Here is a 22121-nt window from a genome sequence, read left to right as displayed (position 1 = left end):
TTTGCTCCTCAGGGCTTCAGCACGACCTTGACGCAGGAATCGCGCTTGTCGCGAAACACCTGGTACATCTCCGGTCCCTGGGCGAGCGGGACGGTGTGGGTGATGACGAAGGACGGATCGATCTCGCCTTCTTCGATGCGGCGAAGCAGATCGTCGGTCCAGCGGTTGACGTGGGTCTGGCCGGTTCGCATGGTCAGGCCCTTGTTCATGAAGGCGCCCATCGGGAGCATGTCGGACAGGCCGCTGTACACGCCTGGCACCGAGATGATGCCGCCGGGACGGCAGACATAGATCATCTCGCGCAGTACGTGGGGCCTGTCACTCTCGGCCATCACCATCTGCTTGGCGCGGTCGAGCAGGGTGTCGGGCAGAGATGGCATCACATGCGCCTCCATGCCGACGCAATCGATGCATTTTTCCGGGCCCTTGCCGTCGGTCAGCTCCTGGAGCCGCTCCACCACGCTCTCGGTCTCGAAGTTGATCGTGGTGGCGCCGCCGGCCTCGGCCATGCTGAGCCGCTCCGGCAGGCAGTCGATCGCGATGACCTGGTTGGCGCCGAGCAGGATGGCGCTGCGGATCGCCATCTGTCCGACCGGGCCACAGCCCCAGATCGCGACCGTGTCGGTCGGCTCGATGTCGCATTGCGCGGCGGCCTGCCAGCCGGTCGGGAAGATGTCGCTGAGGAACAGCAATTGCTCGTCGGGAATGCCCGCCGGCACCTTGATGTGGGTGGCGTCGGCAAAGGGCACGCGGAGATATTCGGCCTGGCCGCCGGGATAACCGCCGGTCAGATGGGTGTAGCCGAACAGGCCTGCCGTCGCGTGCCCGAACACCTTGTCGGCTAGATGACGCTTGCGGTTGGTGGTCTCACAGACCGAGAAATTGCCGCGCTTGCACTGGTCGCATTCACCGCAAATGATCGTGAACGGCACGACGACGCGGTCGCCCTTCTTGAGCTTGCCGTTGACGCCCGCGCCGACCTCGACCACTTCGCCCATGGTCTCGTGGCCCATGATGTCGCCGGGCAGCATGCCCGGAATGAAATTGTGGAAGAGGTGCAGGTCGGAGCCGCAGATGGCGCAGCTCGTCACCTTGATGATGGCGTCACGCGGATCCTGAATCTCCGGGTCGGTGACGGTGTCGCACCGGATGTCCTCCTTGCCGTGCCAGACCAGCGCCTTCATCGTCCGTCCTCCCGGTTGAGCCACGTGCCATCTAAGTCCAGGCACGAACGATGGTTGCTATCGCCTGCGCGCAAATTCTTCGCCCTTCGCAACAGGAACGACGACGCAATAGGAACGAGAGAGCGGGGCGGCGATTGAGCGTGATCACCTCGATTCCAAGGACTCAATCGCAAGGATCTGCCTATGCCCGCCAATCATCTCGCAGTCGTCACAGGCGCCTCAACCGGTATCGGTCTGGAACTCGCCAGGTGCTGCGCGCAGGCCGGGTTCAACCTCGTCATCGCCGCGGACGAGCCTCAGATCGAGCGGGTGGCCGTCGATCTGCGCCGGCACGGCGTCAGCGTGGAGCCGGTCGAGACTGATCTCGCCACCACCGAGGGCGTCGACAAGCTGTGCGCGGCGATCGGCGACCGGCCGATCGACGCGCTGCTCGCCAATGCCGGCATCGGCCTCGGCAAGGCTTTCCTCGACCAGGACTTTGCCAGGGTGAAGCACCTCATCGACACCAACATCACCGGCACGCTGTATCTGATCCACCGCGTCGGCAATGAGATGCTCCGCCGCAATGCCGGCCGCATCCTGATCACCGGCTCGATCGCCGGCTTCATGCCCGGCAGTTTCCAGGCCGCCTACAACGCCAGCAAGGCGTTCCTCGATTCATTCTCGTTTGCGCTGCGTGAGGAGCTGCGCGACAGCGGCGTCACAGTGACCTGCCTGATGCCGGGTGCGACCGAGACCGAGTTCTTCCGCCGCGCCGACATGATGGACACCAAGGTCGGCACCGACAAGAAGGACGGCGCCTACGATGTCGCCAAGGCGGGTTTCGATGCGATGCTGCGCGGGGACGCCGATATCGTCACCGGGCTGAAGAACAAGATCCAGACCACGGTTGCGAACGTCACGCCGAACGAGATGCTGGCCAAGCAGCACCGCAAGATGGCGGAGCCGGGTACCGCAAGATCGTAAGCGACGCGCGCGCAATGCTGCGGAGCGGCGCGAACCGTCTTGCGGAGAAAGGAGACCTTCGATTCACATAGCCTAATGCGCCGCGGCGTTCAAACCGTCAAATTGCACGGGCTGAAACAAGCGGGGGCTGCGATGGCAATGGATCGTATCGAACAGGCCTTTGTCGCGACTGCGGTTACGGGTTTTCTCGTAATGATGGTGGCAATCGTCTGGATGATGATGAGCTGAAGTGGGGGAGCTTGCCGTCTTGCGCGTCGCGCTACCTTACGCCGCAGTTGTCCTGTGCTTGGCGGTGACCGCCTGGCTTGCCATCGCGCATTTATTTTGATCGTCGCTGGGTTGCACCCGTTCAACCGCTGTTCACTGGATCGGCTGCTCGGCGATGAGCCCGGCCAGCTTCCGTGCCATCGCCGCAAGATCGATCGGCTTTTCCAATAGCGGCACGTCCTGGAACTCCGGACCGAGCGTGATCTTGTCGTATCCGGTCGTGAACAGGAACGGCACGTTCCGCGCTCTCAGCTCGCGCGCGATCGGGAAGATCATCTCGCTGCGGATGTTCACGTCGAGCACGGCGGCGTCCAGGACGCTACCGTCGTGCAGGATCTTGAGCGCGTCTTCGAGGTGGCCGACGGGACCGGCGATCTCCGCACCCAGCGCGCGGAAGGTCTTGCCGATGTCATCGGCGAGAAAATACTCGTCCTCGACGACGAAGATGCGGCGCCCCTTGAGCTCTGCGCGCTGATGCGACGTCGCCATGCTGTTTCGGCCTCCAAACGCATAGGAACATAGGCCGGCGAACCGCCTTGGTGCAAACTGCAAACGATGCAATTGGAGGCGGGTTCCATGGCCAACCGCGACATCATTGTCATCGGGGGCTCGGCCGGAGCGACCGCTCCATTGAAGCAGATTCTGGGCCGTTTTCCCGCGGATTTGCCGGCAGCCGTCTTCGTCGTCCTGCACATTCCGGCGCAGGGCATCGGCATCCTCTCCACGGTCGCCGGCAGTGCCGGGCCGCTGCCGGTGCGGCAGGCCGAGAACGGCATGAAGATCGAGCCCGGCCAGATCTACCTGGGTGCCCCGGACCATCACCTTCTCCTCACCGAGGACCGCATCTTCCTCGGCCGCGGCCCGCGCGAGAACATGGTGCGGCCGGCGATCGATGCGTTGTTCCGCTCGGCCGCGCTCTATCACGGGCCGCGCGTCATCGGCGTGCTCCTGAGCGGCCTGTTGTCCGACGGTGCGGCCGGCCTCAACGCCATCAAGCGCTGCGGCGGCTTGGCCATGGTGCAGGACCCCGCAGATGCGATCTCCGACGAGATGCCGCGGCGCGCCATGGAGGCGACCACGGTCGACCTCTGCGTTCCCGGTGCCACCATGGGCGACGTGCTGTCCGAGCTGGTCAGGGAGCAGGCCGGCGCCGCGCTGCCGATCCCGCCCGAGATCAGGCTCGAGGTCGAGATCGCGGCCGGTGAGCGGATCGGAAGTGACAGTCTCGTCTCTATGGCTGACCCTGTCGCTCTGACCTGTCCAGCCTGCGGCGGGGTGCTCTCGGAGGTCCAGAACGCCCGCCCGATGCGTTTCCGCTGCCAGGTCGGCCACGGTTTCACCGCCGATGCGCTCGCCAAGGAGCAGGAGGGGCGCGTCGACGAAGCCTTGCGCGTGGCATTGCGGATCATCGAGGAGCGGGCGGAGCTGGTGCACCGCATGGCCGCCGATGGCCGGCGCAGCGGCCGGGCTGCGGTCGCCGAAATGTACGAGGCTCGGGCGCTCGAATACCGCGAATATGCCGACATGATCCGGCGCGTCGTGCTAAAGTCGCTCGATCCTTCCGTGGGCAAACGGGAGGCGTGAAGGCGCGGCCATGGCCATCTCCCTTGCCGAACGCACCGCACAGCTCGATGCCGAGCGACGCCTGCTGGTGAAGGCGGATCAGGATATCGAGAGCGGTTGGCAGCGGGTTCGCGATCAGGAGGACCGGCTGCGCGAGCTCATGGCGGGCGGTCATGACACCTGCCAGGCGGAGCGGCTGGTCGATCTGCTCAAGCAGACGCTGGTCGAATGGGAGCGCCACCGCATCCTGATCGAGCAGCGCGTGACCTATCTCCAGCGCGAGGTCAATTCGGGAGCGTAGGGCGCCGTCCCCCATCTCCCGAACTGCGCTCGACGCAGCGCAGCAGCGGGCGGCCCACTCGCGCTCGTCCCCTGAATCGGGCTAGTTGGATCAAAGAGATGCCCGGGACATTTCTGCCTTTGATGTGTTGGGATAATATCGAATTCTGCTATCTGCAGGGCGGGGCTTCCATCGGGTTCCCGCCAGCCAGTGAGCGACCAGAGCCATGACCGAAAACGGCGACCAGCCGGTCGATGCACAGCGCCAGAGCAAGAACCCGCTGATCATAGGGGTCGGCGCCTCGCCCGGCGCGCGGGACAGCATCGAACGCTTCTTCGCCAAGCTGACTGTCGGGGCCGATCAGGCCATCGTGCTGGCGCTTCAGCACCACGAGGCGTTCGACGAGCCGCAGCTGCGCGACGTCGTGCGGAATTCCAATGGCAGCAAGATCGCCGAGATCGCCGACGGCCACCCGATCGAGGGCGGCACCATCTATCTGTGTCCGCCGGCCATGATCACCACCATCCAGGGCGATCGCTTCGCAATCCGCAAGGCCGAGCAGGCGCCCGGCGAACGCGCCACGATCGACAGCTTCCTGGTCTCGCTGGCCGAGGAGCGCGCCGAGCAGTCCATCGGTGTCATCCTTGCCGGTACCGGGGGCGACGGCACGCTGGGCACGGCGACGCTGAAGGATCACGGCGGCCTCGCCATCGCCGAGAAGATCGCAAACGCGGAGGAGGCCGGCCATCTCGACGGCAACACGCCCGCTGCGATTGCCGACTATGTGCTTCCGCCCGAGGATATCCCCGAGCACATCCAGGTCTATGCCCGTCATCTCAGGCGTCTGGAGGAAAAGCAGGGCTTCGACGAGGTCCTCGCCGCGGCCGCCACCTCGCTGTCGCGCATCGCCGACATCCTGCGAAACAAGACCGGCAACGATTTCCACGGCTACAAGCAGAACACCTTCCTGCGCCGCGTGCAGCGGCGCATGCAGGTGGTCCGGATCGACGACATCGCCGCTTATGTGGATTACCTTCGCAGCGACAAGGACGAGGCGCAGTACCTCTTCAACGACCTCCTGATCGGCGTCACCGAATTCTTCCGGGACAAGCGCGAGTTCGAGGTGCTGGAGACGCAGATCATTCCGAAGATCTTCGAGGGCAAGGCGGCAGGCCAGCAGGTCCGCGTCTGGGTGCTCGGCTGCGCCACCGGCGAGGAGGCCTATTCGATCGGCATCCTCCTGCGCGAGCACATGGCGCGGATGGATTCCGTGCCGCAGGTCCAGATCTTCGCCACCGACATCGATGGACGGGCGCTCGCGACCGCCCGCGTCGGCCGCTATCGCACCAATGTCGAGGCGGATATGACCAGCGAGCGCCTGGCGCGCTGGTTCGTGCGCGAGGGCGATACCTATTGCGTGGTGAAGGAGCTGCGCGAAATGTGCATCTTCTCACAGCACAACGTCATCAAGGATGCACCGTTCTCCAAGCTCGACCTCGTCTCCTGCCGCAATTTGCTGATCTATCTCAACGCCGAGCTGCAGAATCGCGTGATTCCGCTGTTCCATTTCGCGCTGCTATCGGAGCGCTATCTGTTCCTCGGGAATTCCGAGAACGTGACTCGGCATCCGAAGCTGTTCTCTCCGGTCGATCGCCGCGCCCGGATCTTCAAGAAGCTCGAGACCGGAACGCGGCTGCCGCCAGAATTTCCGATCACGACTGCGGCGGGCAGGGTGCCGGTCGAGGTGCCGACGATGCGCTCGTTCGGCCCCGACGTCGGCCTGGAGCGGCGCGCGCATCGCATCGCGGAGCGCTATGCGCCGGCCTATGTCATCACCGACGACAATTTCCAGGTTCTGCATTTCTCCGGGCGCACCGGCCGCTACATCGAACCGACCGCAGGCGCTGCCACGCTCGACCTGCTGCAGCTCGTGCACCGCGATCTCAGGCTGGAACTGCGCACCACGCTCAGCCGCGCCGCCGAAACCAACGAGCCGGTTCATGCCGAGCAGGTGCAGCTTGGCGTGAACGGTCACCGCGTCCTGGTGGACATTACGGTCGAGCCGATCCAGGAGGGCGCCGGCGGTCACCGTAATTTCGTCGTCCTGTTCAAGGACGGCCCGGCGCGAGCCGTCGAAGGCGACAAGAGCAATCCCAACGCGCTGGTGCGCACCGAGCATGTCGAGCGCCTCGAGAACGATCTGCGGGCCACGCGCGAGCGCCTCCAGGCGACGATCGAGGAGCTCGAGAGCACCAACGAGGAGCTGAAATCCTCGAACGAGGAATATCAATCGCTGAACGAGGAGTTGCAGTCGGCCAATGAGGAGCTTGAGACCTCACGCGAGGAGCTGCAGTCGGTCAACGAGGAGCTGACCACCGTGAACGGCGAGTTGGCGCACCGCGTTCAGGAGCTGACGCGTGCCACCAGTGACCTCAAGAACTTCCTCGAGAGCACGCAGATCGCCACAGTATTCCTCGACAACGATCTGCGCGTGATGAACTTCACGCCCGCCATCACGCAGCTCCTGCATCTGGTCGAGACCGACACTGGCCGGCCGATCAGCCATATCAAGGCGCGCATCCCGATCGAGGAGCTTTACGACGACGTTCGCCGCGTTCTGCGCACGCTCGCCAGCGTCGAGCGCGAGCTGAGCGCACCGGACAGCGGCACGCGTTACATCGTGCGCATCCTGCCGTATCGCAGCACCGACAACTTCATCGCGGGCGTCGTCATCACCTTCATCGACGTCACCGCAATCACCCGTGCCGAGGAGCGGCAGCGCCTGCTGCTGGCCGAGCTCCAACACCGGGTTCGCAACACGCTCGGCGTGGTGCGCTCGATTGCCCGCCGCTCGGCGGAAACGAGCTCGACCGTGGAGGAATACGCCTCCCATCTCGACGGGCGTCTCAATGCCTTCGCCCGCACCCAGGCGCTGGTGACGCGTGATCCCGAAGGCGGCGTCGATCTGGAATATCTCGTGGTCGAGGAGCTGCTCGCCTACAATGCTAGGGAAGGCGAGCAGATGCGGGTCTCGGGCCCCAAAATCCGCTTCCAGCCCAAGGCCGCCGAAACCTTCGCGCTCGCCATCCACGAGCTCGCGACCAACGCGCTCAAATACGGCGCCTTAAGTCAGCCGAGCGGGCGCATCGAGGTGACCTGGCGCGTCATTGAGAGCGCCGATCCGGCGGAGCTGGTGTTCGAGTGGCGCGAGCGCGGCGGGCCGCCGGTGACGGCTAGGCCGCGAAAAGGATTCGGGACCGAGCTTCTGGAGCGCACGCTGGCGTTCGAGCTGAAGGGGCAGACCACGATGACATTCAACACCGCCGGGTTGCAATGCACCATCACCATCCCCCTGACCAAGCGTGCCTTCCACACACCGGTGGTGGCCGCCTGATGCCGTTGTCGACAGCCGATCGCACCGTCCTGGAGCCGGTCGTTCGCCGGCTGAGCGCGTTGCGGCCGTTGTCGAGCGAGGCACGCGCATCGCTGGAATACGCCATGCTCGAGGGCCTTCAGCGTGCCGGATCCGGCGAGGATCTGATCACCGAGGGTGATCCCGTCGATGGCGTCCGAATCCTGTTGTCGGGCTGGCTCGGCCGCTACAAGACGCTGGAGGATGGCCGGCGACAGATCGTCAATTTCATCTTCCCGGGCGAGAGCTGCGATGCGCACGCTTACCTGCTTTCGGAAATGGACCATTCAATCGTGGCGCTGACGCCCGTGGTCTATGCCGAGATCAAGCGCGCTCGCTTCGAGAACCTCCTCGCCAACAACCCCACGCTGTCGGAAGCGTTCTGGTGCGAGACGCTGCTCAACAGCGCGATCCAGCGCGAATGGGCGATCAATCTCGGCCGTCGCGTCGCGCTGGAGCGCGTGGCGCATCTGTTCTGCGAAATCATGGAGCGGCTGCGCCCGGTGGGGATGGTCGACGGAAAATCCTGCCTCATGCCCGTGACGCAAATGGATCTCGCCGATGCTACGGGACTTTCCGTCGTCCACCTCAATCGGACGCTCCAGGAGCTGCGCGCGGCGGGGCTGATCGTGCTGCGGGAGCGCACGTTGACCATCCCGGACCTCGATGCGCTCAAGAACGCGGCGCTGTATTCGCCGAGCTATCTGCGGCTGTACCGGACGACCGAAGCGGTCCGTTGACGCCGTTCCGGCGCGGCGCGGACGAGTCTCTTCGCTGACATCGGCCGGCGCAGGCGTCATGCTCGCAATCAGGCCGGTTTATGCCGATGCCCGTCCTGCACATCGTGTTCACTTGGAAAAGGCTCTTGAGTTTGCCGGCCGAGAAACGTATCCGGCAGGGGCAGCTCCAGTGCTGTTCGCGCCTCGCGGATGGTCTTGCGAACCTGCTCGACGTGCTTCTCGTCCGACTGCAACAGACGGCGAATCTGCTTGGCCATCAAGCGCTCCCTGGATCATGCAGGCGGGAGCACCATCGGTCTCTCAGCCACCGGCGCCTACGGGCAGAGCCTCAGCCAGTGATAATGTCACCGTACACCCGCTGCGGCGTTTCAGCTAAGCAAATCGGGGATCTGCCCGTAAATCCCCTTCAGGGCCACCGGGCGCGCGGTTGAGAACGGCCCGGCGGGTTTTGACGGCTTAATCCAGGTTAATCGCCGGCGCTTTTTGAGCGGTTAGCGCGATTTGAGTAACCTATGCAAGCGCGCGCGCTCGAGCATTATGGCACCGTAACGGATGCCTGACGCCCTGTTTGCCCGCGCCACTCGCGCTATCGAAGAGAGCCGCGCCCTCCGGGAGCAGCACAGACGAGTCGCGGGGCGCTACGGCGAGGCGGTGAACGATTTGCGTTTGGCCGTCATGGACAGCGCCATGCTTCGCTCCGAGATCAAGGCGCGCCGCGACAACGAGGAATCGTAACTGCGGTGTTTTCGCAGAAACTGCAACCGTTCCGTTTCTGGAACGTTAGATCATCGGCCCCGCTATGCAGCCGGGAAGCCACCAACCCCGTCGGAACGCAACGGCGCGCTCGACCTCATGCACCAGGAGGACGCCTGATGAGGACGCGACATCGGTTCAAGCAAATCGACACCCTGGAAGCGCGGCTCGCCGCCGAGGCGGAGCGGCTACGCGAACAGGCCAGCTTGCTTCCGCCCGGCGCGGCGCGCGACGAGATCTTGCGCAAGGCGCGCCAGGCGGAAACGGGGTCTCAGATGAGCGAGTGGCTGAGGTCGCCGGGCCTGCAGCCGCCGAGCTAGACTAGCCCGGCGGGTCCGTCGTCAGCGCCGCTTCGCGGCCTTGCTTCGCCGGTTGTAGGGCGAGCGGTTGACCGGCCTCAGCGAAATCCCTTCGCGTTGCGCCTTGCTGCGGATCGCCGCGACGGGGCGCCGCAGCTTGATGCTCATCACGCCGGTCGGCGTGTTGCCCTTGGCAAGCTGCTTCAGCTTGCTCACATCCGCCGCTGTCCAAGGCTCGCGCGCGCGGCGCTTGTAGGCGGGATTTGCCTTGCGCGGGCCTTTGCGGCCGATCGGCGAGCCCGGTCGTTTCCATGCTGCTTTTGCCATGATGATCCTCCTTCAAGTCGTCCTTGAACATACGAATCAGCATTTCGGTTCCGGCGCAGTCCGGATCGATCGGTCCTGCGTTGTGCTTTGCGCAAAATCGCGCAGCGTTAACTTATTGAAATGCTGGAACCGGCCGTTGCGACGGAAGCTACAATCGTTGCCGGGCTGAGCCGCCTCAACCGGCAAGCGACTTGAGTGACAAGAGAACTCGGGCCCCGGCGCCCGATCCCCCGCCGGGGCCTATTTCCCTACAACCGTATTTTCCGCGAAAGTGACATGACCGCCAAACGTAACCGCAGGAAACAGACCCAATCGCTTCAGGAGCGGCTGGCCGCCTTTGCCGAAAGCGCGCGCGAGCGCGCGCTCAGCATGCCGCCGGGCCGGGAACGCGAGATGCTGCTGCGCCGCGCCAAGCAGAACGAAGTGACCTCGAACCTCACGGATTGGCTGAGCGCACCCGTCGCTCCAAGGCGAGGACAATCATAGTGGCAAGCATCAAGCATTACCGCGCATTCCAGATCGATCCGGACGGGCACGTGTTCGGATGCATCAACCTGGTCTGCGACGACGACGAGCAGGCCAAGCGCGAAGCCGCCTCGCTCGTCCTGGTGCATCGCATCGAGCTGTGGCGGCTCGATCAACGGATCGCCAAATTCGATGCGCCGCAGGAGCTTGCTCGCCGGTAAAGTGTTGGGAACCGCACGCTGGGCGCCGGGTTGGTCGGAGGACATCGACTTCGCCAGGAGCCAGCATGACGGATGCCGACATTCGCAAGGGGATGCCGCCCGTCAAGTTGTCGCGCGAGGAGTTCGAGCGGCGCTACAGGCGTCAGTTCGTCGATCCCGTCTTTGCTCCGCTCGGCCGTGAGCTCGATGCCATCATCGCGGCGGCCTGGGACGCCTACAGCCATTCGCGCAAGGCACCATTGACGCGGAAGGCCGGCGCAGGCTTCGCCGACCCCGACTACGATCTCGCCGTCGACTGGCTGGATGCGCGCGCAAAAATCCTGGAGGCGCAGCGGCGCCATGACGATGCCGACGTGGCGCCTCGCATCCTAATCATCAACGGCTCGGCGCGCAGCGAGCACACCTGTCCCGGCGAGATGTCCAAGACCTGGCGGCTGGTCGAGCTGGCCGAGCCCGTCTTCATCGAGATGGGATTTGCCGTCGACATCCTCGATCTGTCGCGCCTCGCCTCGGAATTCGGCAAGACCATTCATCCCTGCAAGTCCTGCGTCGGCACCGCCATGCCGCTGTGCCACTGGCCGTGCAGCTGCTATCCGAACTATTCGCTGGGCCAGACCCAGGACTGGATGAACGAGATCTATCCGCTCTGGGTTGCGGCGCACGGCATTCTGATCGTGACTCCAGTGAACTGGTATCACGTGCCCGCCGGGCTCAAGGCGATGATGGACCGCATGGTCTGCGCCGACGGCGGCAATCCCGATCCGACCTCGACCCACGGCAAGAATGCCGCGGAAGCCAAGGCCATCGAGCTGAAGGGTTGGCCTTATCCGCGGCATCTCGCCGGCCGCCATTTCGGCGTCGTCGTTCACGGCGACGCGGTCGGCGCCGAGGGCGTGCGCCGGACCTTGTCCGATTGGCTGACCGACATGCAGCTGATCTCGGCGGGCCGCTACGCCGAACTCGACGGCTATGTCGGCTACGGGGAGCCATACGCCACATCGCATCGCGAGCTCGACGAGGACCACGAATTCCAGCAGGGGGTGCAGAATGCGGCGCGCGCGCTCGGCAACGCGGTCCGGCTGGCGCGGAGCGGGCACCTCGAGGAGCCCGGCGCCGCTCTTGCGGACCCGAACCCGAAATGACCGGCGCGCAGCTTGAATGCCTGATCGTCGGAGGCGGCCCGGCCGGACTGATGGCCGCGATCTATCTGGCGCGCTTTCGCCGCCGCGTCTGCGTCGTGGACGCCGGCGCGAGCCGGGCGGCGCTGATCCCGCGCAGCCACAATGTCCCGGGCTTCGTCCACGGCCTGTCCGGCACCGAGCTGATCGAGCGGATGTCGGCCCAGCTGCGCGATCTTGCCGTCACGCGCGTGAAGGCCGAGATCAACGCGTTGCAGCGTCACGAACATGGCTTTGAAGCGAGCTGGAATGGCCGCAAGTATACGGCCGCCACCGTCATTCTCGCCTGCGGGATCGTCGACACGCATCCGCCGTTCGACGATTGGCGCGCCGCCGTCGCCGATGGCCTGTTGCGCTATTGCCCGGTCTGCGACGCCTTCGAGGCGACCGGCCGCCGCATCGGCGTCATCGGGCCGCTCGCGCGCGCTGAGGGCAAGGCGCTGTTCCTGCGCGGCTATTCGCGCGACGTGACGCTGCTCGCGACCGGACCGGATGACGATCGGTCGGCAACGTCACGGCTGGCCGAGGCGGGCGTCGAGGTCGTCTTCGCGCCCGATCTGCGTTTGCGGCGAAGAGGCGAGGGCGTCGAAGCCGTCTTCGCCGACGGCCATACGGCGCAGTTCGAGATGGTCTATCCCGCGATGGGTGCGCAGGTGCGCTCGCAGCTCGCGATGGCGCTTGGCGCCGACCATACCGGGGAGGATTATCTAGAGGTCGACGATCATCAGCGCACGTCGATCACCGGACTCTACGGCATCGGCGACGTCGTCACCGACCTGCACCAGATATCGGTCGCGTTCGGCCATGCCGCCGTCGCCGCCTGCACGATCCACAACAGCCTGCCGCCGCGGTTTGCGTGACGGGAACGAAGCGCGGGCTGCCGTCTTGACTGGACGGACCCGCGAAGGAAGAGCCCATGCTGGAAGAGAAGCTCAAGGAAGCCATCGTCGGCGAGTTGCAGCGCCAGGCCGCCGACCGGCCGCAATCGCTGAAGGTCCACGGCGCGGCAGACGCGAAGGGCTCGGAGGAGCTGACCGTCAACGGCAAGATCGACCTCGGCGCGCTGGTCATGGTGATCGCGGGATCGGTCGCCGGCGGGCCTTAAACCCGGTCTTCCGGAGCTCTCGCGATCCGGGCGGAGCGTCGCACCGACTGTGGCGGCTGACCGAAGGCCCGGATGAAGGCCCTCCGCATCCGCTCGGGGTCGCGAAAGCCGGTGGTTCGCGCGACGCGCTCGATCGTCTCGCCGGAGGACTGCACCCGCTCCCGCGCCACCTCGACGCGCAAGCGCTCGACCGCCTTTGTCGGCGTGGATCCTGTTTCGGCGATGAAGGAGCGGACGAAATGCCTTGAGCTCAGCCCAGCGCGCTCGGCGAGCGCCTCGACCGTGAGAGACGCATCCAGATTCTCGCGCACCCACGACAACAGGCTGCCGAAGCGCCCGTTCGGCGTCTTCAGCTCGAGAAGACTCGAGAACTGCGATTGGCCGCCGCTGCGGCGATGGTAGAGCACGAGCTGGCGGGCGGTTGCCTGCGAAATCTCCTCGCCATGGTCCTCCGCGATCATGGCGAGCGCCAGATCGATCCCGGCCGTGATGCCCGCCGAAGTCCATACGCCGCCATCGCGCGTGAAGATCTGGTCCGGTTCGAGCCTGACCTTCGGATAGCGCCCGATGAAGTCGCGGGTACAGGACCAATGCGTGGTTGCGCAGCGGCCATCGAGGACGCCGGCCTCGGCGAGCAGATAGGCGCCGGAGCAAACGCTGGCCATGCGCACGCCACGGCGCGCCAGTCTTTGAATGAAGGAGATCGTGGTGTTGCAACGCGCCGCAGCTTCGACGCCCTCTCCACCAGCCACGAAAAGAGTCGTAACGGAGCTCGCCGATCGCAGGCTGCGCGCCAGCATCTCGGTGCCAGACGAACTGCGCACCGCCCCGGCCTTCGCCGCAACGTTGATCACGCGCGGTGCATTCGGCGTGTGACGTCTTGCGATCTCGAACACCGAGATCGGCCCGGCCGCATCCAGCAGCTGGAATTCGGGAAAGATCAGGAAGCCGATCATGGACGCGTCCAAAAATGAGGGAATTACGCCGTTTCCGACCACAAGGCCAACATGGCACGCTGACGTCGTCAAGCGCGATGTCGAGGTTGGATATGTCGGGTCCGTTGCAGATCGGCCTTCTGGTGTTTCCCCGCGTTACACAGCTCGATCTCACCGGTCCTGCCCAGGTCTTCTCCAGCCTGCCTGACGTCATGGTGCATTTGATCTGGAAATGCATCGAGCCCGTACCGAGCGATTCCGTGATCGCGTTAACGCCGACCATCACATTCGCTGATTGCCCGCAACTCGACGTGATCTGTGTCCCCGGCGGCTATGGCACCGACGAGCTGATGCTGGACGAGGAGGTGCTTGCCTTTCTGCGTCGGCAGGCGCGCGGCGCGAAATACGTCACGTCGGTCTGCACCGGTTCGCTCGTACTCGGCGCAGCCGGTCTCCTGAAAGGCTATCGCGCGGCCACGCATTGGACGGCGACCGATGCCTTGCCGTTTTTCGGAGCGGAGGTGTCGCGGGAGAGGGTGTGCATCGACCGCAACCGCATGACCGGCGGCGGCATAACCGCCGGCATCGACTTTGCACTCACGCTGGTCTCGATGTTGAGAGGCCGCGCGGCAGCGGAAATGGTCCAGCTCCGCATGGAATACAATCCCGCACCCCCATTCAATGCCGGTTCGCCGGATACGGCACCGGCGGCGATCCTGGCCGCCATGAAGGAGCGGGTTGCGCCGGCGCAGGCGCGTCGACTGGAACTCGTCAGGAAAGTTGTTCACCAGGAAGGATAGCCCGGCGATTTCAGGGCAGTCATCGCCAGCAGTCCTCGCGGGCAGAGTGGAGGGGAAGATGGTGGATCGCGCAGGCGCGTCGAAGTCATGGCCTATCCGGCTTTGCCGGTCGGCCTTTGGCCTCATCCTGACGCTCGGGGCGGTCGTATGCGCCGAACGGAGTCAGGCCGGCGATTTTTCCGGCGATGTGATCCGCATCGGCATCATCAACGACCAGGCGGGACCCTTGTCGGACCTTGCCGGACCAGGCTCTGTTGTCGCCGCGAAGATGGCGGTCGAGGATTTTCAGAAGGCCACGCCTGGGCTCAAGGTCAACATTGTCGTCGCCGATCATCAGAACAAGCCGGACATCGGTGCCCAGATCGTCCGCAAATGGTTCGACGTGGACGGCATCGACATGGTGGCCGATGTCGGAAATTCTGCCGTTGCGCTCGCCATCCAGTCGATCGCACGCGACAAGAACAGGATCGTTATCTACTCTGCGGTCGGGACCACCGAAATCGGTGGCAGGCAATGTTCGCCCACCGGCCTGATGTGGTTGCACGACAATTACAATCTGGTCGCCGGCTCGGTCCGCAGGCTGGTGTCGCAAGGATATGACAGCTGGTTCTTCATCGCGTCCGACTACGCGTTCGGACGCAACATGGTCGAAGTGTCACAGCGCGTGCTCGCGGCGAGCGGCGCCAAGTCGCTCGGCGCAGTCTTTCATCCGCTGGGAAATGCCGATTACAGCTCGTTCTTGCTCCAGGCCCAGGCCTCAAAGGCCAAGGTGATCGCATTCGCCAATGCCGGCGAACAGCTCGTGACCTCGATGAAGCAATGGAACGAATTCGGCATGAATACGGGGCCTCAGAAGGCGGTCGCCGAACTCATGTTCCTGACCGATGTTCACGCCATGGGTCCTGAAACCGCCAAGGGCCTTACCACGGTCACCGCTTGGTACTGGGCTCTCAACGAAGCGACGCGGGCGTTCGCCCAGAGGTTCTACAAGCTTCACAACGCCATGCCGACCGCGCCACAAGCCGCCGTCTATTCGGCCGTCCTGCAATATCTGAGGGCCGCGGCTGCCGCGGGCACAGATGAAACCAATGCCGTCCTGGAGAAGATGCGGTCAATGCCGGTAGACGATTTCTATGCACCGGGCGCGCGGCTGCGCGCCGACAACAAGCTGGTGCACGATTTCTATCTCGTCGAGGTCAAGAAGCCTGCGGACGTGAAAGCCCCCTGGGACTACTACAGCGTGGTCGAGACGATCCCTGCCGAGGAAGCCTATCTTCCGCTGAGCCAAAGCGAATGCCCGCTGCTGAAGACCTCGCAAAACTAACCCGCTGCGCCGCGCAGGGCTTGTGCTGCCCTGAGGCGCCGCCTCAGCCATACTCATCGCCGATGCCGTATTCCCGGTAGATCTCCAGCGGGTCGAGCTCGGGAAACAGGCGGCATTTGGCCTGCGCGAGGTGCAGGCTCACCGCTGCCGGCTCCTTGCCGTTCGCGAGCAGCTTGCGGATGTCGTCCATATGCGCGTTCGGCTGGTGCTTCGGCTCGAGCTGCTCCAGCGCGACCAGGGCGGTCGCGAGAGCCTCGGTCAGAACCCAGTCGTCGTGGCCCGTGATTCCCTTCTTCGGCATCGGAAGAACCCCACATCTGGCGGCGGTCGCAGTTTACCGCGCCTTCGGCCAAATCGCTATTGAGCCGTTGCGGGCCCTTCGCGCGCGCGAGGCCAGGGGCCAGGCTCCGGCTTGCCTTATGGCCGCGTCAGGCTAAAAGGCGGCTAGTTGCGGGGGCGGCAGTATCTTTGTTGAAATAAACTTGGCGTAGACGGGCCGTATCCAGGCTCGCCGTTCCGGTCTGGGTCCCGATCCCGCACTTTGCAACATCGTAGAGTTGCGACCCCCCTCAAGGTTCGAGCCAGCATGGTCTTTCTCAGCTTCGTCTATCGCTTCCTCACCAATTTCGCCTTCATGGCTGTGGTCTATTTCAGCCTGAACTTCATGGAGAAGTATCCGAACCGGGCGATCCTGGCGATCCTGGTGCTGGTCTATGCCGCCATGCGCGCGGCCTCGACGCTGCGGGCGTTCTACTTCTTCCAGAAGATCGAGAAGCTGGAGGCCGAGACCAAGCGCCTTCAGGCTCCGATCAACGACGGTTCGGGCGGCACCAGCGCGCGCAAGCAGGTGATCGCCGACGTCGCGCGGCTAAGGCGTGACGGCGAGCTCAAGTCCTACATGGACCTGTTCTTCCTGGCGCTGATCGTGCTGCTCTGCGTCGCCGCGATCATGCGGCAATAGCGGCCTAAGCGCGCTTCTTCAGGCTGGCGACGCGGGTCGGACGGGGCGCTGCGCTCTTGGAAGCGGCACCCTTGGAAGCGGTGCCCTTGGATGCGGCGTTCTTGGGTACGATGTCGACGGGCTGCGCGGCATGATCCGCTGCCGCCGGCGCCGCTTGGGCGGTCCTCCGCCCGTGCAGCTTGGCCGTCTTGCCCTTCGCAGCTCTGCCCTGTGCTGCCTTGTCCTTGGCCGGATGGGGCTTCTCGGCCGCCATGGCAAGCCGGGTCGCGGCGCGCCGCGACAAGGTCGTCGACAGCAGCACCTCGACCGAGCCTTCCGGGATCGCGAACAGATCGCGGCCGGGCACGGGCAGGGTGGATGCGAGGTCCATCTGGCCCTTGCTCCGGCGCGGCAGCAGCGACTGGTGCTCGGCCTGCGCATTGAGGTCGGCGAGCGCGGGCGCCGGCAGCGTCTTGGTCTGCGTGAACACGAAATTCGGCACGCGCGGCCAGCGCGCGATCGGCGTCGTCTCCGATGGCGGATGCAGCAGCCATTCGACCTGCGTGGTCGGCGTCGCCGGCCGCTCGGCGGTGGCGGGCACCACATGCACGATGCGATAGCCGCGCGCCTTGAGGTCGCGGATGATCCTGGGCAGCGCCGCCACCGTGCGGGCCTGAATGTCATGCAGCAGCAGGATGCCCTTACCCTTGGCCTCCAGCCGCTGGATCGCGAGCTGGTAGACGCGGTCGGACGACACGTGCCGCCAATCATCCGCCGGGAAGTCGGCGCTCCAGACCTGGATGCCGCGCGAGATCAGATGGTTCTCCACGCCCTCGGCGCGCATCAGGCCGGGAATGCGGAAGAACGGGGCGAGCTGCGAGGGATCGGTCATCGCGGCTGCGGTCCATTCGATGCCGCCATTGATCTCCGCCTCGGCCTTCTCGATCGGCATCCGGTCGAACGTCAGGGGATGGTCCATGCTGTGCGTACCGACGGTGTGGCCCGCCGCCACCAGCTTGCGCACGCCGTCCGGATTGGCCTTGGCCTGGTTGCCGACGATGAAGAAGGTCGCCTTGATGCATTCGTCGGCGAGGATCTTGAGCACCTGGTTGGAATATTTCGGGATCGGACCGTCGTCGAAGGTCAGGACGACCTCATGGTCCTTCAGCGGCAGCGTCTCGCGGTACTGCATGGTGCCGATCAGCGGATGCTCGCGCGGATCGACAACGAGGGTGCGGGAGGTGCCGAGGGCGTCGGGGTGGCCGGGACAGTCGGCCGCAAGCGCAGCCGGCGAACCGACGGTGAGCATTCCCAGACAAAGGACGAACCACGATCGCGTCCGCAAAACAACGCTACTTCCGATCATGAACCTCGTCTGCCCCCATGCAATTGGCGCCTAGATAGGTCGGAGATGGCTCAAAACGGTTCAGCCGTAGCCGCCCTCATCTTTGCACGCCGTAGCATGAACAGAGTGTTAATTGCCCCCAAATCACCCCATTTTGCCCCGGCGTGACATTCCGGCATCAGCGCGTTTCGGCGCTTTTCTGTGATGCGCCAGCCGGTACGATGTGGACGACCCGATAGCCGTTCTCCCTCAGATACCGCAGAAACCCCGGCATCATTGCGGCCGTGCGCGCCTTGTTGTCGTGGAAGAGGATGATGCCCTTGCCGCTCGCGGTGAGGCGATCGGTGACGAGCTTCAATTGCTGCTCCGGCGTCATCTCCTCCCAGTCGCTGGCCCATAGATCGGCGCCGAACACAATGATGCCCCGCGACTGGAGCAGGTCGAGCTGTGCTTGTGTCGACTCGAAATAGGGGAAGCGGAAGAACGGCGTCGAAGGTGTCGTCGTCGAGGTTCCGTGCAGCGCCATTTCGTCCGCGGCAATGCCCCGGTCGATGTCGGCCATGGCCTTCTCGAACGGAATATGCCCCATGAACGGATGCGAGAAGGAGTGATGGCCGACGGTGTGGCCCTCGCGGGCGATGCGCTTGACCATGTCGGGATGCTCGGAGGCGTGCTGGCCGATCAGGAAAAAGGTCGCGCGCACGCATTCCCGTTCCAGCGCCGCCAGCACCTTCGACGTGGTCGGCGGGTTCGGCCCGTCGTCGAAGGTCAGCACGACCTCGCGATCGGCCAGCGGCAGCGTCTGCGGAAAGCTCTTCACGCCAACGCGCGGGTAGGTCTTGGGATCGACCCTGAGGACGCGCGAGGTGCCGAGTGCGTCCTTGCGCGGGCATTCGGCGGCCTTTGTCGCGGCAGTGCCGATGACGGTCGCGGCGAGCGCGCCCGTCATGGTCGAGGTCCACCTCAGTCGCAGCATCTTTGTCATTGCGCTCGGCTTTGCGTTGTGGGTATTGCCTGAACCCTCAGCTCATACCACCCGTTCCAACCTGTCAAACGGCGAGGCGCGCCATGGATGAACATATGGACGTTGCCCCATCCGCTGCGGATTCGGTACTCGACCACGTGCCGATGCGCAATGAAGACGGCGAAATTCGTCACGAATTCGTCGAGGAAATTGCCCGAGCGATCGAGGCCGGCGACAGTGCTGCGCTGCGTGCCTGCGTCGCGGAGCTGCACGAGGCCGATCTCGGCGATCTGATCGGCGCCCTCGAGCCCGACGATCGCGTCCGCCTGGTCGAGCTCACCGGCCGCGATTTCGACTTCTCGGCGCTGAACGAGGTCGATGAGACCGTGCGCGAGGAGATCCTCGAGGAGCTGCCGCCGGAGACGGTCGCCGAGGGCGTCCGCGAGCTCGAATCCGACGATGCGGTCGAGCTCTTGGAAACCCTCGACGCCGAGGAGCAGGAGGAGATCCTGGAGAAGCTGCCGCTCAAGGAGCGCGTCGCGCTCGAGCGCAGCCTACTGTATCCGGAAAACTCCGCCGGCCGCCGCATGCAAACCGAGTTCATCGCCGTGCCCCAGGATTTCACGGTGGGCCAGGCGATCGACTACATGCGCGAGACGCCGGATCTGCCCGACCGCTTCTACGAGATCTACGTCGTCGACAAGGAGCAGCACTGGCAGGGCGCGGTGCCGCTCGACGTGCTCCTGCGCACGCGCCGGCCGGTGGCGCTGACCGAGCTCACCGACGAGGACCGCCGCCGCGTCTCCGTCCTGGAGGACCAGGAGGAGGTGGCGCGCATGTTCGGCAAGTACAATCTCGTCGCCGCACCCGTGCTCGACACCCAGGACCGCCTCGTCGGTGTCATCACCGTCGACGACGTCGTCGACGTCATCGAGGAAGAGGCCGACGAGGACCTCAAGGCGCTCGGTGGCGTCACCAGCGACGAAGAGCTGTCGGATACCTTCCTCACCATCGCCCGCGGCCGTTTCAACTGGCTGCTGGTGAACCTCGCCACCGCGTTTCTGGCGTCCTCCGTGCTCGGCCTGTTCGAGGGGCAGCTGGAGAAGATGGTCGCGCTCGCGGTGCTGGCGCCGATCGTGGCGAGCCAGGGCGGCAATGCCGCCACCCAGACCATGACGGTGGCGGTGCGGGCGCTGGCGACGCGCGAGCTCGGCTCCTCCAACGCCTGGCGCGTGGTGATGCGCGAGGCCCTGGTTGGCCTCGTCAACGGCCTCGCCTTCGCCGTGATCACGGGCATCGCGGCAGTGGCCTGGTTCAAGATCCCGGGTCTCGGCATCGTCATCGGGCTCGCCATCATCTGCAACCTCGTCGCCGGCGCGCTCGGCGGCATCCTGATCCCGATGGCGCTGGATCGCGTGCGGGCCGACCCGGCGGTGGCATCGGGCACCTTCGTCACCACTGTGACCGACGTCGTCGGCTTCTTCTCCTTCCTTGGAATTGCCACGCTCTGGTTCGGGTTGAAGTAGGGGAGGCGCACGCTCTCTCCACGTCATTGCGAGCGTAGCGAAGCAATCCAGATTCCCTCCGCGGAAAGATCCTGGATTGCCTCGTCGCAAGAGCTCCTCGCAATGACGGGGGGAGGCGGCGGGGGGCACCCCTAACCCTCGTGCCCCGAGTGCGCTGCGTTTTTAATCCGACTTTAAGCGACCTGCCGCATCATCGCCTCTGCTTGGGGGAATGGGCATGCGGTTGCGGCTGAAGGCGGACGGACGGATCGTCGAATTGCGGGATGGGCAGGAACTTCCGGTCCAGCCGCGTTCGGTTGAGCCGAAGGCCCATGCGGCGCCGGCTGATACCGGCCCGCTCGCAGTGCGCGATCTGCGCCGGCGCGCCTGCCTGACCCAGATGGAGTTCGCCGCCAAGCTCGGCGTTCCCGTCGAGACCATCCGCAACTGGGAGCAGGGCAAGCGCGCCCCGCGCGGCCCGGCCCGCGCGCTGCTGGCGGTGATCGCGCATGCGCCCGACACCGTGTTCCAGGCGCTCGCCAAGGCGTGACATCAAGGCGTGAAGCCTCGTGCGAACCTCCTGTTAGCATTGCCCTGAATATCCCTCCCGATAGCACTGACGTCCGTTGGCAACCAACACGGACGAGGTCCATAATGTCGACCGGGGCTGCCGCAACGGAAGAGGATTCCTCATGCTGTTCGTTGAGGCCAATGGCGCAAGGATCCCGGCGATCGGGCTCGGGACCTGGGAGCTGGAAGGGCGCACCTGCGCGCGCGTGGTCGAGCAGGCGCTACGGCTCGGCTATCGTCATATCGACACCGCGCAGGTCTACGACAATGAGCGCGAGGTCGGCGACGGCTTGCGCGCCTCCGGCGTGCGCCGCGACGACGTCTTCCTCACGACCAAGGTCTGGACCAACCATTTCGCGCCCTATGATCTCGAGCGCTCGGTCAAGGAGAGCCTCGCCCGCCTGCGGCTTCCCTCGGTCGATCTGTTGCTGTTGCACTGGCCCAATCCCCACGTGCCGCTGGCGGAGACGCTGGGTGCGCTGTCGCATGCGAAGACGATGGGCCTGACCCGCCACATCGGCGTCTCCAATTTCACCGTGGCGTTGATCGAGCAGGCGGTCGCGCTGTCGGCGGAGCCGCTCGTCTGCAACCAGGTCGAATATCACCCCTATCTCGACCAGGCGAAGGTGAGGTTGGCCTGCGACCGGCATGGCCTTGCCCTCGTCGCCTACAGCCCGATCGCCAAGGGCCGCATCAAGTCCGATCAGACGCTGGCCGATATCGGTCGCGTCCACCGCAAGACGCCGGCGCAGGTCTGCCTGCGCTGGCTGGTGCAACAGAATGTCGCTGCGATCCCGCGCACCTCGCGCATCGAGCGCCTGTCGGAAAACCTCGAGATCTTCGATTTCGAGCTGTCGGAAGATGAGATGAGCCGCATCGCCGCGCTCGCCCATCCGAGGGGACGCCTAACCGATTTCGGCTTCGCCCCGAAATGGGATTGAGAGGGACCCGGGGTATGCTAGGACCACGGCGGCAACC

General features: G+C 65.0%; 26 protein-coding genes. 18 read left to right on the top strand and 8 right to left on the bottom strand.

The features are described 5' to 3' along the window. Nucleotides 1-8: 8 nt before the first annotated feature. Nucleotides 9-1184 (bottom strand): zinc-dependent alcohol dehydrogenase, encoded by a 1176-nt coding sequence (locus AB7M16_RS04705; protein WP_453943263.1) that lies wholly within the window; start codon nucleotides 1182-1184, stop codon nucleotides 9-11. Nucleotides 1185-1367: 183 nt separating this feature from the next. Here AB7M16_RS04705 and AB7M16_RS04700 point away from each other — a divergent pair, with 183 nt between their 5' ends. Beyond that, a complete protein-coding gene (locus AB7M16_RS04700; RefSeq protein WP_453943262.1) occupies nucleotides 1368-2150 on the top strand; it encodes an SDR family NAD(P)-dependent oxidoreductase in 783 nt (260 codons plus the stop codon). A 360-nt stretch (nucleotides 2151-2510) separates the two neighbouring features. Here the strand turns inward: AB7M16_RS04700 and AB7M16_RS04695 are convergent, their stop codons facing one another. Continuing rightward, a complete protein-coding gene (locus tag AB7M16_RS04695; protein ID WP_439366921.1) occupies nucleotides 2511-2906 on the bottom strand; it encodes a response regulator in 396 nt (131 codons plus the stop codon). Nucleotides 2907-2993: 87 nt separating this feature from the next. Between AB7M16_RS04695 and AB7M16_RS04690 the strand changes: the two genes are divergently transcribed. The 4 genes from AB7M16_RS04690 (at nucleotide 2994) to AB7M16_RS04675 (ending at nucleotide 8412) form a co-directional block, all read left to right on the top strand. After that, a complete protein-coding gene (locus AB7M16_RS04690) occupies nucleotides 2994-4001 on the top strand; it encodes a chemotaxis protein CheB (protein ID WP_453943261.1) in 1008 nt (335 codons plus the stop codon). Nucleotides 4002-4011: 10 nt separating this feature from the next. Beyond that, nucleotides 4012-4281 (top strand): hypothetical protein, encoded by a 270-nt coding sequence (locus tag AB7M16_RS04685; protein ID WP_453943260.1) that lies wholly within the window; start codon nucleotides 4012-4014, stop codon nucleotides 4279-4281. 205 nt (nucleotides 4282-4486) lie between these two features. After that, nucleotides 4487-7654: a CheR family methyltransferase gene (locus AB7M16_RS04680; RefSeq protein WP_453943259.1), complete on the top strand. Its 3168-nt coding sequence runs from the start codon at nucleotides 4487-4489 to the stop codon at nucleotides 7652-7654. Continuing rightward, the gene (locus AB7M16_RS04675; protein WP_439366925.1) at nucleotides 7654-8412 is read left to right on the top strand and encodes a cyclic nucleotide-binding domain-containing protein; all 759 of its coding nucleotides are present in this window, start codon (nucleotides 7654-7656) and stop codon (nucleotides 8410-8412) included. The genes AB7M16_RS04680 and AB7M16_RS04675 overlap by 1 nt, the downstream gene beginning before the upstream one ends. A 68-nt stretch (nucleotides 8413-8480) precedes the next feature. Here AB7M16_RS04675 and AB7M16_RS04670 read toward each other — a convergent pair whose 3' ends face one another. Continuing rightward, the gene (locus AB7M16_RS04670; protein WP_453943258.1) at nucleotides 8481-8669 is read right to left on the bottom strand and encodes a hypothetical protein; all 189 of its coding nucleotides are present in this window, start codon (nucleotides 8667-8669) and stop codon (nucleotides 8481-8483) included. Between the two features lie 295 nt (nucleotides 8670-8964). Here AB7M16_RS04670 and AB7M16_RS04665 point away from each other — a divergent pair, with 295 nt between their 5' ends. Next, nucleotides 8965-9147, top strand: a complete 183-nt coding sequence (locus AB7M16_RS04665) for a hypothetical protein (RefSeq protein ID WP_212255034.1) — start codon at nucleotides 8965-8967, stop codon at nucleotides 9145-9147. A 137-nt stretch (nucleotides 9148-9284) separates the two neighbouring features. Then, entirely contained in the window at nucleotides 9285-9485 is a 201-nt protein-coding gene (locus AB7M16_RS04660) for a hypothetical protein (protein ID WP_212255035.1), read from the top strand. Nucleotides 9486-9506: 21 nt separating this feature from the next. Here AB7M16_RS04660 and AB7M16_RS04655 read toward each other — a convergent pair whose 3' ends face one another. Next, nucleotides 9507-9791 (bottom strand): hypothetical protein, encoded by a 285-nt coding sequence (locus tag AB7M16_RS04655; RefSeq protein ID WP_439366928.1) that lies wholly within the window; start codon nucleotides 9789-9791, stop codon nucleotides 9507-9509. Nucleotides 9792-10067: 276 nt separating this feature from the next. On the opposite strand from AB7M16_RS04655, the gene AB7M16_RS04650 reads away from it, so the two are divergent. From AB7M16_RS04650 to AB7M16_RS04630, 5 genes are all read left to right on the top strand, one after another. Next, nucleotides 10068-10277 (top strand): hypothetical protein, encoded by a 210-nt coding sequence (locus tag AB7M16_RS04650; protein ID WP_453943257.1) that lies wholly within the window; start codon nucleotides 10068-10070, stop codon nucleotides 10275-10277. Further along, nucleotides 10277-10477, top strand: a complete 201-nt coding sequence (locus AB7M16_RS04645) for a hypothetical protein (protein WP_212255037.1) — start codon at nucleotides 10277-10279, stop codon at nucleotides 10475-10477. The genes AB7M16_RS04650 and AB7M16_RS04645 overlap by 1 nt, the downstream gene beginning before the upstream one ends. 65 nt (nucleotides 10478-10542) lie before the next feature. Beyond that, a complete protein-coding gene (locus AB7M16_RS04640) occupies nucleotides 10543-11619 on the top strand; it encodes an NAD(P)H-dependent oxidoreductase (RefSeq protein WP_439403272.1) in 1077 nt (358 codons plus the stop codon). Continuing rightward, nucleotides 11616-12515, top strand: coding sequence for an NAD(P)/FAD-dependent oxidoreductase (locus AB7M16_RS04635; RefSeq protein ID WP_453943256.1), 900 nt, complete (start codon nucleotides 11616-11618; stop codon nucleotides 12513-12515). The genes AB7M16_RS04640 and AB7M16_RS04635 overlap by 4 nt, the downstream gene beginning before the upstream one ends. Before the next feature lie 56 nt (nucleotides 12516-12571). Then, nucleotides 12572-12760 (top strand): hypothetical protein, encoded by a 189-nt coding sequence (locus AB7M16_RS04630; RefSeq protein WP_453943255.1) that lies wholly within the window; start codon nucleotides 12572-12574, stop codon nucleotides 12758-12760. Here the strand turns inward: AB7M16_RS04630 and AB7M16_RS04625 are convergent. Next, the gene (locus AB7M16_RS04625; RefSeq protein ID WP_172783326.1) at nucleotides 12757-13716 is read right to left on the bottom strand and encodes a GlxA family transcriptional regulator; all 960 of its coding nucleotides are present in this window, start codon (nucleotides 13714-13716) and stop codon (nucleotides 12757-12759) included. The genes AB7M16_RS04630 and AB7M16_RS04625 overlap by 4 nt on opposite strands. 92 nt (nucleotides 13717-13808) lie before the next feature. On the opposite strand from AB7M16_RS04625, the gene AB7M16_RS04620 reads away from it, so the two are divergent. Together AB7M16_RS04620 and AB7M16_RS04615 are read left to right on the top strand one after the other, a co-directional pair. After that, complete coding sequence (locus AB7M16_RS04620; RefSeq protein WP_453947126.1) at nucleotides 13809-14495, top strand: DJ-1/PfpI family protein; 687 nt, start codon at nucleotides 13809-13811, stop codon at nucleotides 14493-14495. Nucleotides 14496-14553: 58 nt separating this feature from the next. Then, the gene (locus tag AB7M16_RS04615; protein WP_453943254.1) at nucleotides 14554-15819 is read left to right on the top strand and encodes an ABC transporter substrate-binding protein; all 1266 of its coding nucleotides are present in this window, start codon (nucleotides 14554-14556) and stop codon (nucleotides 15817-15819) included. A 43-nt stretch (nucleotides 15820-15862) separates the two neighbouring features. On the opposite strand, the gene AB7M16_RS04610 is transcribed toward AB7M16_RS04615, so the two are convergent. Further along, complete coding sequence (locus AB7M16_RS04610; protein WP_172783329.1) at nucleotides 15863-16120, bottom strand: hypothetical protein; 258 nt, start codon at nucleotides 16118-16120, stop codon at nucleotides 15863-15865. A 285-nt stretch (nucleotides 16121-16405) separates the two neighbouring features. On the opposite strand from AB7M16_RS04610, the gene AB7M16_RS04605 reads away from it, so the two are divergent. Continuing rightward, nucleotides 16406-16780, top strand: coding sequence for a hypothetical protein (locus tag AB7M16_RS04605; RefSeq protein WP_172783330.1), 375 nt, complete (start codon nucleotides 16406-16408; stop codon nucleotides 16778-16780). Nucleotides 16781-16784: 4 nt separating this feature from the next. Here AB7M16_RS04605 and AB7M16_RS04600 read toward each other — a convergent pair whose 3' ends face one another. Both AB7M16_RS04600 and AB7M16_RS04595 read right to left on the bottom strand, forming a co-directional pair. Continuing rightward, the gene (locus AB7M16_RS04600; RefSeq protein WP_453943253.1) at nucleotides 16785-18125 is read right to left on the bottom strand and encodes a polysaccharide deacetylase family protein; all 1341 of its coding nucleotides are present in this window, start codon (nucleotides 18123-18125) and stop codon (nucleotides 16785-16787) included. A gap of 157 nt (nucleotides 18126-18282) precedes the next feature. Further along, a complete protein-coding gene (locus AB7M16_RS04595) occupies nucleotides 18283-19089 on the bottom strand; it encodes a polysaccharide deacetylase family protein (protein WP_453943252.1) in 807 nt (268 codons plus the stop codon). A gap of 83 nt (nucleotides 19090-19172) precedes the next feature. On the opposite strand from AB7M16_RS04595, the gene mgtE reads away from it, so the two are divergent. The 3 genes from mgtE (at nucleotide 19173) to AB7M16_RS04580 (ending at nucleotide 22084) form a co-directional block, all read left to right on the top strand. Then, entirely contained in the window at nucleotides 19173-20594 is a 1422-nt protein-coding gene (gene mgtE / locus AB7M16_RS04590; protein WP_172783333.1) for a magnesium transporter, read from the top strand. A 211-nt stretch (nucleotides 20595-20805) separates the two neighbouring features. After that, on the top strand, nucleotides 20806-21123 hold the full coding sequence (locus AB7M16_RS04585) for a helix-turn-helix domain-containing protein (RefSeq protein WP_453943251.1): 318 nt from the start codon (nucleotides 20806-20808) through the stop codon (nucleotides 21121-21123). A gap of 142 nt (nucleotides 21124-21265) precedes the next feature. Next, nucleotides 21266-22084: an aldo/keto reductase gene (locus tag AB7M16_RS04580; protein WP_453943250.1), complete on the top strand. Its 819-nt coding sequence runs from the start codon at nucleotides 21266-21268 to the stop codon at nucleotides 22082-22084. Nucleotides 22085-22121: the final 37 nt, after the last annotated feature.

It is taken from the genome of Bradyrhizobium sp. USDA 372 (assembly GCF_053629095.1).
This window is presented reverse-complemented; position numbering and strand designations above follow the sequence as displayed.